The sequence below is a fragment of the Cellulomonas sp. genome (assembly GCF_015234515.1).
In the GTDB taxonomy this organism is placed as follows: domain Bacteria; phylum Actinomycetota; class Actinomycetes; order Actinomycetales; family Cellulomonadaceae; genus Cellulomonas.
Genome location: NZ_JADGMY010000031.1, coordinates 95254 through 105988, shown reverse-complemented (window position 1 = coordinate 105988; position 10735 = coordinate 95254). Strand labels below are relative to the sequence as shown.

At 76.0% G+C, this 10735-nt stretch carries 13 protein-coding genes; 8 read left to right on the top strand and 5 right to left on the bottom strand.

The genetic code is table 11. The features are described from left to right. Nucleotides 1-350: 350 nt before the first annotated feature. Complete coding sequence (locus IR158_RS17550) at nucleotides 351-1337, bottom strand: LLM class F420-dependent oxidoreductase (protein WP_291815241.1); 987 nt, start codon at nucleotides 1335-1337, stop codon at nucleotides 351-353. 55 nt (nucleotides 1338-1392) lie between these two features. On the opposite strand from IR158_RS17550, the gene IR158_RS17545 reads away from it, so the two are divergent. The 7 genes from IR158_RS17545 (at nucleotide 1393) to IR158_RS17515 (ending at nucleotide 7477) form a co-directional block, all read left to right on the top strand. Further along, on the top strand, nucleotides 1393-2889 hold the full coding sequence (locus IR158_RS17545; protein ID WP_291815239.1) for a bifunctional ADP-dependent NAD(P)H-hydrate dehydratase/NAD(P)H-hydrate epimerase: 1497 nt from the start codon (nucleotides 1393-1395) through the stop codon (nucleotides 2887-2889). A 47-nt stretch (nucleotides 2890-2936) separates the two neighbouring features. Further along, nucleotides 2937-3575 carry a nucleoside/nucleotide kinase family protein gene (locus IR158_RS17540; protein ID WP_291815248.1) on the top strand — a complete coding sequence of 213 codons (639 nt, stop codon included), beginning with the start codon at nucleotides 2937-2939 and terminating at the stop codon, nucleotides 3573-3575. 84 nt (nucleotides 3576-3659) lie between these two features. Continuing rightward, nucleotides 3660-4880, top strand: coding sequence for an alanine racemase (gene alr, locus IR158_RS17535; RefSeq protein ID WP_291815237.1), 1221 nt, complete (start codon nucleotides 3660-3662; stop codon nucleotides 4878-4880). Beyond that, the gene (tsaE, locus tag IR158_RS17530; RefSeq protein ID WP_291815234.1) at nucleotides 4877-5440 is read left to right on the top strand and encodes a tRNA (adenosine(37)-N6)-threonylcarbamoyltransferase complex ATPase subunit type 1 TsaE; all 564 of its coding nucleotides are present in this window, start codon (nucleotides 4877-4879) and stop codon (nucleotides 5438-5440) included. The genes alr and tsaE overlap by 4 nt, the downstream gene beginning before the upstream one ends. After that, the gene (gene tsaB, locus IR158_RS17525) at nucleotides 5440-6129 is read left to right on the top strand and encodes a tRNA (adenosine(37)-N6)-threonylcarbamoyltransferase complex dimerization subunit type 1 TsaB (RefSeq protein WP_291815232.1); all 690 of its coding nucleotides are present in this window, start codon (nucleotides 5440-5442) and stop codon (nucleotides 6127-6129) included. The genes tsaE and tsaB overlap by 1 nt, the downstream gene beginning before the upstream one ends. After that, on the top strand, nucleotides 6126-6620 hold the full coding sequence (gene rimI / locus IR158_RS17520) for a ribosomal protein S18-alanine N-acetyltransferase (protein ID WP_291815230.1): 495 nt from the start codon (nucleotides 6126-6128) through the stop codon (nucleotides 6618-6620). The genes tsaB and rimI overlap by 4 nt, the downstream gene beginning before the upstream one ends. Continuing rightward, complete coding sequence (locus IR158_RS17515; RefSeq protein WP_291815228.1) at nucleotides 6617-7477, top strand: sulfurtransferase; 861 nt, start codon at nucleotides 6617-6619, stop codon at nucleotides 7475-7477. The genes rimI and IR158_RS17515 overlap by 4 nt, the downstream gene beginning before the upstream one ends. A 1-nt stretch (nucleotide 7478) precedes the next feature. Here IR158_RS17515 and IR158_RS17510 read toward each other — a convergent pair whose 3' ends face one another. Continuing rightward, nucleotides 7479-8111 carry a malonic semialdehyde reductase gene (locus tag IR158_RS17510; RefSeq protein WP_291815226.1) on the bottom strand — a complete coding sequence of 211 codons (633 nt, stop codon included), beginning with the start codon at nucleotides 8109-8111 and terminating at the stop codon, nucleotides 7479-7481. Between the two features lie 88 nt (nucleotides 8112-8199). On the opposite strand from IR158_RS17510, the gene tsaD reads away from it, so the two are divergent. Beyond that, nucleotides 8200-9240 carry a tRNA (adenosine(37)-N6)-threonylcarbamoyltransferase complex transferase subunit TsaD gene (gene tsaD / locus IR158_RS17505; protein WP_291815225.1) on the top strand — a complete coding sequence of 347 codons (1041 nt, stop codon included), beginning with the start codon at nucleotides 8200-8202 and terminating at the stop codon, nucleotides 9238-9240. Nucleotides 9241-9282: 42 nt separating this feature from the next. Here the strand turns inward: tsaD and IR158_RS17500 are convergent, their stop codons facing one another. The 3 genes from IR158_RS17500 to IR158_RS17490 are packed head-to-tail and all read right to left on the bottom strand — an operon-like array spanning nucleotide 9283 to nucleotide 10683. Further along, on the bottom strand, nucleotides 9283-9834 hold the full coding sequence (locus IR158_RS17500; RefSeq protein ID WP_291815222.1) for a hypothetical protein: 552 nt from the start codon (nucleotides 9832-9834) through the stop codon (nucleotides 9283-9285). Between the two features lie 46 nt (nucleotides 9835-9880). Continuing rightward, nucleotides 9881-10294, bottom strand: coding sequence for a hypothetical protein (locus IR158_RS17495; RefSeq protein ID WP_291815219.1), 414 nt, complete (start codon nucleotides 10292-10294; stop codon nucleotides 9881-9883). Then, on the bottom strand, nucleotides 10291-10683 hold the full coding sequence (locus IR158_RS17490; RefSeq protein WP_291815216.1) for a PadR family transcriptional regulator: 393 nt from the start codon (nucleotides 10681-10683) through the stop codon (nucleotides 10291-10293). The genes IR158_RS17495 and IR158_RS17490 overlap by 4 nt, the downstream gene beginning before the upstream one ends. Nucleotides 10684-10735: the final 52 nt, after the last annotated feature.

Here is a 10735-nt window from a genome sequence, read left to right as displayed (position 1 = left end):
AATCCAGTCACCCCTGTGAGGCGTGAGAGTGCAATCCAGTCACCTCTGTGAGGCGTGAGAGCGCGATCCGGTCACCGCCGCGGAGACTGGATTGCTCTCTCACGCCCTGGGGAGGTGACTGGATCGCGCTCTCGCGCGCGGGGGGGGCCTGGATTGCTCTCTCACGCCCTGCGGGGGGGTGACTGGATCGCGCTCTCGCGCGCGCGGGGGGTGGCCGGATTGCTCTCTCACGCCCTGGGGGGGTGGCTGGATTGCGCTCTCGCGCGCGAGGGGTGGCTGGATTGCGCTCTCGCGCCCTGGGGGCTGGGCCGCCCTCTCTCCAGTCGGTGAGAGGGCGATCCAGTGACGCGTCAGCGGAGGTGCGGGGCGACCTCGCGGGCGAAGAGCTCGATGCCCGTGCGGTCGTAGGCGGCCTCGGCGAAGTACGTGATCGCGTACGTCATGCCCAGCGCCTGCAGCTCGCGCAGCTTCTCGACGATCTGCTCGGGCGTGCCGACCAGCGGCCCGCGGCGGAACTCCTCGGCGACGCCCGGCGCCTTGTCCGGCACCGTGTTCGCGTAGTGCTCCTCGACCCAGGCGATGCGGTCGTCGACCTCGTCCTGCGTCGCACCGATGACCACGTTGTAGTTGGCGGAACGCGTGATCTCGTCGAAGTTGCGTCCGATCGCCTCGCAGTGCCCGCGCAGGATCTCCGACTTGTGCGCGAAGCCCTCGGGGGAGCCGTCGAAGTTGGTGTACTGCGCGTGCTCGGCGGCGATGCGCAGCGTCTTCTTCTCGCCGCCGCCCGCGATCCACAGCGGCGGGCCGTCGACCTGCAGCGGCAGCGGGGAGAGCTGTGCGCCGTCGACCTGGTAGTGCTTGCCCTGCAGCGTCGCGGTGCCGTTGGTCCACATCTGCTTGAAGATCTGCACGCCCTCGTCGAGCATGGCGATGCGCTCGCCGGCGCGGGGGAAGCCGTAGCCGTAGGCGAGCCACTCGTGCTCGTACCAGCCGGCACCGATGCCCATCTCGACCCGGCCGCCGGAGATCACGTCGGCCGTCGTGGCGACCTTCGCGAGGTAGGCGGGGTTGCGGTACGCCATGCAGGTGCACATCTGACCGAGGCGCACGCGCGACGTCGAGGCGGCGAAGGCGTTGATGAGGCTCCACGCCTCGTGCGTCGCCTCGCCGTTGGGCTCGGGCACGGCGTGGAAGTGGTCGTACACCCAGATGGACTCGAAGACGTCGCCGTCGTCGGCCCATCGCGCGAGGCCGTGCATGACCTTCCAGTGGTCCCGGGCATCGATGCCCGTGAGGTCCTGCCGCCAGCCCTGGGGGATGAAGAGTCCGAATCGCATGCGCGTAACGCTACCGGCGCTCGCCCTCCGGCGGCGCGCGGGCGAGGATGGGCGCGTGCTGCACTCCTGGGACGCCGCCGCCGTGCGAGAGGCAGAGGAGCCCCTGCTGGCCGCGGGGGCGCCGCTCATGGCGCGCGCCTCGTTCGGGCTGGCCGCGCACGTCGCCCGGGCGCTGCGTGACCTGCGGGGCCGCGTCGGCGGTGCGCGGGCGGTGCTGCTCGTCGGGTCGGGCAACAACGGTGGTGACACCCTGCACGCCGGTGCCCTGCTGGCGCGCAGGGGGGTCGCGGTGACGGCGGTGCTGACGTCGGTGCGCGTGCACGCCGGTGGGCTGGAGGCCCTGCGGCAGGCGCACGGACGGGTGCTGGCGCTCGACGACGAGGTCGGCCCGCTGCCGGGCCTCGTCGTGGACGCGGTCGCGACGGCCGACGTCGTGCTCGACGGGTTGCTCGGCATCGGTGGCCGCGGCGGAGTGCGGGGCTCCGGGGCGCGGCTGGTCGAGCTCGTCGCGGCGCTCGACCCGCGCCCGCTGGTCGTGGCCGTCGACGTGCCGTCGGGCGTCGGCGTCGACGACGGGACCCGCTCCGGCGCGGTGCTGGACGCGGACCGCACCGTGACGTTCGGCGCGTACAAGCCTGCGCTGCTGCTGCCGCCCGCGGCGGGCGCCGCGGGTCACGTCGAGCTGGTCGACATCGGTCTGCGGCTGCACGGCCCGCCGACGGCCGTCCGGCTCGAGGAGCGCGACGTGGGCGCGCTGTGGCCCGTGCCCGGTGCGGACGCGCACAAGTACCAGCGCGGCGTCCTCGGCGTCGTCGCGGGCTCCGCCCGGTACCCCGGTGCGGCGGTCCTGGCGGTCGCCGGGGCGGTGCGGGCGGGCGTCGGCATGGTCCGCTACCTCGGGGCCGCGGGTCCGCAGGTGCTCGCGGCGCATCCCGAGGTCGTCGTGGGCGAGGGGCGCGTGCAGGCGTGGGTGGTCGGGTCGGGTGTGACTCCCGACGACCGGGCCCAGGGTGCGCGGGCCCGCGCCGCCCTCGCGCGCGCGGTGCGGCACGACGAGCCGGTCGTCGTCGACGCCGGAGCGCTGGACCTGCTGCCGGACCGGGTGCCGCCGCACGTGGTCCTCACGCCGCACGCGGGTGAGCTCGCGACGCTGCTCGCCGCCCGCGGTGAGCCCGTCGAGCGCGCCGACGTCGAGGCGGCGCCTCTCGCGCACGCCCGGCGCGCGCACGAGCTCACGGGGGCGACGGTGCTGCTCAAGGGCGGGACGACCGTGGTGGTCGGGCCGCACGGCGCTGCCTACGCGCAGGCCGACGGGCCTGCGTGGCTCGCCACGGCAGGGGCCGGGGACGTGCTGGGGGGCGTCCTGGGCGCGCTGCTGGCGGGCTGGGCGGCCGACGCCGTGGCCGACCCGACGCTGCCCGCGGCCCTCGCGGCTGCTGCGGCGCTGGTGCACGGGCGGGCTGCGCACCGGGCCAACCCGGGCGGGCCCGTCGTGGCGACGGCCGTCGCCGACGCGGTGCCGGCCGTGGTCGGCGGGCTGGTGCGCGGGTGAGCGGGCGTCCCGTCGAGCCGGCCCCGACGGCGTCCGTGGTGCCGCACGTGCGCGCGACGACCCTCGCACCCGCGCTCGCCGAGCGCGTGCGCGCCCTGCTGGCGGGCGGCCGGCGCCGGGTCCTCGGCATCGCCGGTGCTCCCGGCGCGGGCAAGTCGACGCTCGCCGCCCAGGTCGTGGCCACATTCGGCGAGGCGTGCGTCGTGGTCCCCATGGACGGGTTCCACCTCGCGCAGTCCGAGCTCGAGCGCATCGGCCGCGCCGACCGCAAGGGAGCCCCCGACACGTTCGACGCCGACGGGTACGTCGCGCTGCTGCGCCGGCTGCGCGAGCCGCGCCCCGGGCACGTCGTGTACGCGCCCGAGTACCGCCGCGACCTGCGGAACCCCGTCGCCGGAGCCGTCGCCGTGCCGCCCGACGTGCCGCTGGTCGTCACCGAGGGCAACTACCTGCTGCTCGACGAGCACGGCTTCGGCCCCGTCGCCGACCTGCTCGACGAGGCGTGGTACGTCGCGCCCGACGACGACGTGCGGCTCGCCCGCCTGGTGGCCCGGCACGAGCAGTTCGGCAAGCCGCCCGCGGCGGCGCTCGCGTGGTCGACCGGCCCGGACGCCGCCAACGCGCGGCTCGTCGCGCCGACCGCCCGGCGCGCGGACGTCGTCGTCGGCCCCGGGCTGCTGGGGTGACGCCCGACCGACCGTGCTGGGCACGGACGCCGACGACCGCGGCGCGCGCGGGCGCAGGCGCCCGGTGGTGAGAGACTGGCGGGCGTGAACGACTTCCCGGCGCGCGCGGTGGTCGACCTCGCTGCCGTGCGCGGCAACGTCCGCACGCTCGCCGCCCACGCACCCACCGCGCAGGTCATGGCCGTCGTCAAGGCTGACGCGTACGGTCACGGCCTCGTGCCCAGCGCGCTCGCGGCGCTCGAGGGCGGCGCCGCGTGGCTCGGCACGGCCCAGGTGGGCGAGGCCCTGCACCTGCGCCGCGCAGGCGTCACGGGTGCCCGGATCCTGACGTGGCTGTACGCGCCCGGGGCGCCGCTGCGCGAGGCCGTCGAGGCGGACGTGGACCTGTCGGTCGCGTCCCGCTGGGCGCTCGACGACGTGGTCGCGGCCGCGCGCCAGGCCGGCCTCACGGCCCGCGTGCACCTCAAGGTCGACACGGGCCTGGGCCGCAACGGCCTCGTCCCCGAGCAGCTGCCCGACGTCCTCGCGGCCGCGCTCGCGGCCGAGGCCGAGGGCCTGGTGCGTGTCGTCGGCGTGTGGTCGCACCTGGCCTTCGCGGACGCGCCCGACCACCCCGTCGTCGCGCGGCAGGCTGCGGTGTTCGCCGACGCGGTCGCCGTCGTGGAGGCCGCGGGTGCCCGCCTCGAGGTGCGGCACCTCGCCAACTCGGCCGCGACGCTGACGTCGCCCGCGCTGCACTGGGACCTGGTGCGGCCGGGCATCGCGGTGTACGGCCTGACGCCTGTGCCGCAGCTCGGCGGTCCCGAGCGGTTCGGCCTGGTGCCCGCGATGACGTTCGAGGCGCAGCTCGCCACGGTCAAGCGCGTGCCCGCCGGGTCCGGCGTGTCGTACGGGCACGAGTACGTCGTGCCGCAGGACACCGTCCTCGGCGTCGTGCCGCTCGGCTACGCCGACGGCATCCCGCGGCACGCGTCGGGGACGGCCGACCGGTGGGGCGGTCCCGTGCAGGTCGGCGGACGCCGTCTCGGCATCGCGGGACGGGTCTGCATGGACCAGGTCGTGCTCGACCTCGGGCCGGGCGCGACGGAGGTCGCCGGGGACCGGGTCGTGCTGTGGGGCGACGGCAGCGACGGCGTGCCGACCGCCCAGGACTGGGCCGACGTGGCCGGCACCATCTCCTACGAGCTGGTGGCCCGGCTGGGTGCGCGCGTGCCCCGCACGTACGTCGACAGCGAGCGGGGCGAAGCCGGTGCGGGACAGGACGCCACCGCTGCCACGGCAGCCGTGACCGGAGGCGTCCGGTGACCGCGCAGGTACGGCTGCCCGACGCCGCCGCGACCCGGGCCTGGGGGCGGGCGCTCGCGTCGCTGCTGCGGGCCGGCGACCTCGTCGTCCTCACCGGCGACCTCGGTGCGGGCAAGACGACGCTCACGCAGGGCATCGGCGACGGGCTCGACGTCCGCGGGCAGGTCGCGTCGCCGACGTTCGTCATCGCACGCGAGCACCCGCCGTTGCCGCGCGCCGACGGGACGCGCGGACCCGCCCTCGTGCACGTCGACGCGTACCGGTTGGGCTCGCTCGACGAGGTCGAGGCCCTCGACCTGGAGTCGGCACTCGACGAGGCGGTCACGGTCGTGGAGTGGGGCGCGGGCTGGGTCGAGGGACTGACCGACGACCGGCTCGAGCTGCGGCTCGAGCGCCCGCACGGCGGCGTCGGCGACGACGTCGAGGACGCCGCGGCGGGTGAGCGCGTGCTGACTGCGCGCGGTGTGGGGGAGCGCTGGCAGGGAGTCGCGCTGCCGGACCCGACCGACGCCGTGCCGGTCGCGACGCCCGCGGAGAACCACGAGGAGGCGGGGACCTGATGCACCTGGGGATCGACACGTCGGGCGCGGTCGCCGCGTCCCTGGTGCTCGACGCGGACACGGCCGACACCCTCGTCGACGACGAGCCGCGCCGGCACGCCGAGATGCTGACGCCGCTGGTGACCGAGCTGCTCGCGCGGCGCGGGCGCAGCGTGCGTGACGTCGAGAGCGTCGTGGTCGGCACCGGGCCGGCGCCGTTCACCGGCCTGCGCGTCGGGCTCGTGACGGCGCGCGTCCTGGGCCTGGCGCTCGGGGTGCCCGTCCACGGCGTGCCGAGCCTGGACGCCCTGGCCGAGGCCGCGGCGCGGTTCGCCGGTCTCGACGAGGGGACGCCGCTGCTCGTCGTGACGGACGCACGGCGGCGCGAGGTCTACTGGTCACGCTACGAGGTCCGCGACGGCGTGGCGCTGCCCACGGGGGGACCGGACGTCGCCGCGCCCGCGGACGTGCCCCGGACCCCCGAGGACGTCGTGCTGGGCGCGGGCCGCGACCTGTACCCCCAGGTCTTCGGCGACGCCGACCCCCGGCTCCCGCAGGGCACGCCGGCGCTGCGGAGCCCGGACCCCTCGCTCCTCGTGCGCATCGCGCAGCGGCGGCTCGCGGCCGGCCAGGAGCTGCCCGCCGACCCGCTGTACCTGCGTCGCCCGGACGCCGTGCCGCCCGCGGGTGCCAAGCGGGTCCTGGCGTGAGCGCTGCGGCACCCGACGTCGTCGTCCGCCCGCTGGTCGCCGGCGACCTCGCGGCGCTCGACCGGATGGAGCGCACGCTGTTCGGCGTCAGCGCGTGGTCGCGGCAGATGCTCGCCGACGAGCTCGTCGGGCCCGGGCGTACCTACGTCGGGGCGGAGCTTCCGGGCGGGTCGCTCGTGGGGTACGCCGGGATCTGGTTCGACGGTCGGGACGTGCAGGTGATGACGGTGGCGACGGATCCCGGCTACCAGGGGCGCGGCATCGCGCGTCGGATGCTGGTCACGCTGCTGGAGCGGGCGCGCGCGCTCGGGGCGGAGTCCGTGCTCCTGGAGGTGCGTGTCGACAACGCGCCGGCGATCCACCTGTACGAGAGCCTGGGGTTCACCCAGCTGGGGCGTCGCCGCGGCTACTACCAGCCGGAGAACGTCGACGCCTGGACCATGCAGCTGCTGCTGCCACGTGCGGCCGAGGTGCGGCAGGAGGCACGGTGAACAGCCGTGACGAGACGCGCCGACGGGTCCTCGTCGACGCGGACGAGCTCGCACGGCTGCTCGCCGAGGACGAGACGCCCGTGCTCCTCGACGTGCGCTGGGCGCTGGGTCGGACCGACGGCCACGAGCGCTACCTCGCGGCGCACCTGCCGGGTGCGGTGTACGTCGACCTCGACACCGAGCTCGCCGCACCCCCGTCCCCGCGCGCCGGACGGCACCCCCTGCCGACGGTCGCGGACCTCGAGCACGCCGCGCGGCGCTGGGGCGTGCGCGAGGGCGGCGCGGTGGTCGCGTACGACGACTCCGGGGGCATGTCCGCCGCCCGGGCGTGGTGGCTGCTGCGGTGGGCGGGCGTGCGCGACGTGCGGCTGCTCGACGGCGGTCTGGACGCGTGGGTCGCCGCCGGGTACGGCGTCGAGGCGGGTGACGTGGCGCCCGAGCCCGGGGACGTCGTGCTGGTGCCGGGCGCGCTGCCGACGGTCGACGCCGACGGTGCCGCCGCGCTCGCGCACGACGGCGTCCTGCTCGACGCGCGCGCCGCCGAGCGGTACGCGGGGCGCGTCGAGCCGGTCGACCCGCGTGCCGGGCACGTCCCGGGAGCCCGTAGCGCACCGACGACCGAGAACGTCGGGCCGGACGGGCGCTTCCGGGACGCCGGCGCGCTGGCCGACCGGTTCGCGGCCCTCGGCGTGCCGGTGGACGGCGGCGACGTGCCGGTCGGCGTGTACTGCGGGTCGGGCGTCACTGCGGCGCACGAGATCGCCGCGCTCGCCTCGATCGGCGTCGACGCCGCGCTGTACCCCGGCTCGTGGTCGCAGTGGTCCAACGACCCGGCCCGGCCCGCCGCCACCGGCTGAGTCAGACGTCGCGCGCGACCTCGTCCCACGCCAGCCGCGGCGCGCGGGGCCGGTCGGTGCCCTCGCCGTCGGGCCACCCGACGTTGAGGACGGCCAGCGACCGCCAGCCCGTGCCGGCGAAGAACTCGGCGTCGACACCGGCGGCGTCCATGCCCGTCATCGGGCCGACGCCCAGGCCGACGGCGCGCAGCCCCACCACGAGGTACCCGGTCTGCAGCCACGCGTTGTCGCGGGCCATGGCGGCACGCACCTCCGGGACGGCTGCGAGGCGGTCGCCCATGGTCGGTGCGTGCGGAGCGAGCGTCGGCAGGTGCAGGTGGAAGTCGGTGTCGGCGGCGACGACCAGGGTCACGGGGGCCGCGAGGACGCGCTCGCGGTTGTTCTCGTCCATGTGCGCGGCGAGGCGCTCGCGGGCCTCGCGGGTGCGGACGACGAGCAGACGCAGCGGCCCGGAGTTGGCGGCGGTGGGCCCCCAGCGCACCGTGTCGTGCACGGCGCGGAGCAGGGCGTCCGGCACGGAGTCGTCGACGAACCGCCCCACGGTGCGCGCGCCCTGGAACACCGTGTCCGCGAGGGGGGCGTCGCCGGTCGGCAGCGGCGTGGCGATGTCGTCGATCAGGTCGGAGAGGGTCACCTCCGGTACAACATCGTTGCGTTCGCATCGATACCCTCAGGCAACCGTGAGGCCGGTCACGGCGGTCGCCACGCCTATCCTGAGGGGCGTGAGCGAACCACTGGTCCTCGGGATCGAGACCTCCTGCGACGAGACCGGCGTCGGCATCGTGCGGGGGTACGACCTGCTGGTCGACGCCGTCGCCAGCTCGGTGGACGAGCACGCGCGGTTCGGCGGGATCATCCCCGAGATCGCGGCGCGCGCCCACCTCGAGGCCATGGTGCCGACGATCGAGCGCGCGCTCGCGACCGCCGAGGTGACGCTCGACCAGGTAGACGCGATCGCCGTGACCGCCGGGCCAGGGCTCGTCGGGCCGCTGACGATCGGGGCCGCCGCCGCCAAGGCGCTCGCGGTCGGCCTGGGCAAGCCGCTGTACGGCGTCAACCACGTCATCGGGCACGCGGTCGTCGACGAGCTCGTCGACGGACCGTTCCCCGAGCGGGTCATGGCGCTCGTCGTGTCGGGCGGGCACTCCTCGCTGCTGCGGATCGACGACACGGTGAACGTCACCGAGCTCGGCTCGACGCTCGACGACGCGGCGGGGGAGGCGTTCGACAAGGTCGGCCGGCTGCTCGGCCTGCCGTACCCCGGTGGTCCCCACATCGACCGGCTCGCGCGCGACGGCGACCCCGCGGCGATCCGGTTCCCCCGCGGCCTGACCGCGCCCAAGGACCAGGCCGAGCACGCGACGGACTTCTCGTTCTCGGGCCTGAAGACCGCCGTGGCGCGGTGGGTCGAGTCGCGGCAGGACGCCGGCGAGCCCATCCCGCTGGCGGACGTGTCCGCGTCGTTCGCCGCCGCCGTCGCGGACGTGCTGACCGCCAAGACGATCGCGGCCTGCCGCCGCGAGGGCATCTCCACGCTCGTCGTCGGCGGAGGCTTCTCCGCCAACTCCCAGCTGCGGGACATGGCCGCCGCCCGCTGCGCCGAGGCGGGCATCGACCTGCGCATCCCCCCGATCCGCTACTGCACGGACAACGGCGCGATGATCGCGGCGCTCGGTGCGGCCGTGGTGCGACGCGGCCTGCCGCCGTCGCCGCTCGACCTGCCCGTGGACTCGACGATGCCGCTCACGCAGGTCCTCGTCTGAGCCGTTCGCGCGCCCGGCGGGACCGGTGGGTGCCGGCGTCCGTCAGCTGACCGGCGCCCGCCGCCACAGCCGCCAGGTGCGCGCGCCGAGCGCGAAGCCGAGCGCGCCCAGGCCGAGCGAGACCGCGACGGGCTGCCAGCCCAGCATGAACTGGATCCCGACCATCGCGTCGCTGTTCTCGGCCGTCATGGGGACGCCCAGCCAGGACAGCTCCGCGCGGCCGCCGCCCATGGCTCCCACGGCGTCGACCGCTCCCGCCGCCCAGGCGGCCCACATGTACAGCGGCAGGCCGAACCCGAGGAGGGCGGCCACCACCGCGCCGTCGTTCCAGCGCGGTCCGGCGCCCCCGAGCGCGTCGAGGTGGTCGGCGGCGACGCGCCACGGGCTGCCGATCTCGCGCAGCGCGTCGTCGACGCCGATCCGGGCGGCGTCGTCGAGGAGCGCGGCACGCAGGTCCCGGCGGATGCGCCGCGCCTCGCGCGACGGGTGGTAGTCCTGCATGGCGAGCGCGAACCGCCACATCCAGCGGCGCACGCGGGTGCGGTCACGGAACCCGAGGGCGGCGCGAGCGGTGGTGCCGGGCGTCGTGGTCATCGTGCCTCCTGGGTCCGTCGAGCGGTCGGGGAACGGTCCGTGGCAGTCACGCGGCACCGCCCCACAGCCGCCAGCTGCGCGACCCGAGGGCGAACGCCACGAGGCACAGCGCACCGGACAGCGCGACCGGACCCCAGCCCGCGGTCGTGTGCATCGAGATCGTGTCGTCGGTGCGCGTCAACGTCGCGGGGACGCCCAGCCGGCTGAGGTCGACGGTCCCGCCGCCCATCTCGGCGACGGCGCTGAAGGCCCCCATCTGCCAGGCGATCCACATGTACCCGGGCGGCAGGATGGCGATGAGGCCCGCGAGCACCGCGCCGCCGGTCCACCGGGGGCGGCGGGACACCCGCGCGGGGTGGTCCTGCATCGCGACGTCGAACCGCAGCAGCCACCAGGTCAGGCGGACCCGGTCGCGCAGCCGCGGGCGGTCAGCGGTGGCGGGGTCGTGCGTCGTGGTCATCGTGGGCTCCCCGTGGGGGCGGGCACGGGCGCGGCTGCGTCCGGCGGGTCGGTCGGGGGCCCGGCTGCGCCGAGCACGCGCTCGGCGGTCGCGACCAGGTCCACCCAGGCGTCGCGCTGGGCCGCGAGGGCGGCGAGGCCAGGCGCGCTGAGCCGGTAGTACTTGCGCGCCGGCCCGGAGGCGGATGCGACGAGCCGGGAGATCAGCAGGCCGTCCCGCTCGAGGCGGGTGAGGACCGGGTAGAGCGTCCCGGTGGAGAGGTCGTCGAGGCCGGCCCCCCGCAGGACCGTGACCAGCTCGTACCCGTAGGTCTCCTCGCGGGTCAGCGCCGCGAGCGTGAGCATCGGCAGCACGCCCTTGAGGAGCTGGGAGTCGCGGGAGTCGGCCACGACACAAAGGTAACGCCAACTACCTGGTATTGCCTAGTAGCAGACGGCGGAC

What these genes read in the sequence shown, in the direction of transcription:
- IR158_RS17500 (WP_291815222.1), bottom strand. Translation starts at nt 9,834, where the DNA reads ATGACCACGACGCCCGGCACCACCGCTCGCGCCGCCCTCGGGTTCCGT.
- IR158_RS17495 (WP_291815219.1), bottom strand. Translation starts at nt 10,294, where the DNA reads ATGACCACGACGCACGACCCCGCCACCGCTGACCGCCCGCGGCTGCGC.
- IR158_RS17550 (WP_291815241.1), bottom strand. Translation starts at nt 1,337, where the DNA reads ATGCGATTCGGACTCTTCATCCCCCAGGGCTGGCGGCAGGACCTCACG.
- tsaB (WP_291815232.1), top strand. Translation starts at nt 5,440, where the DNA reads ATGCACCTGGGGATCGACACGTCGGGCGCGGTCGCCGCGTCCCTGGTG.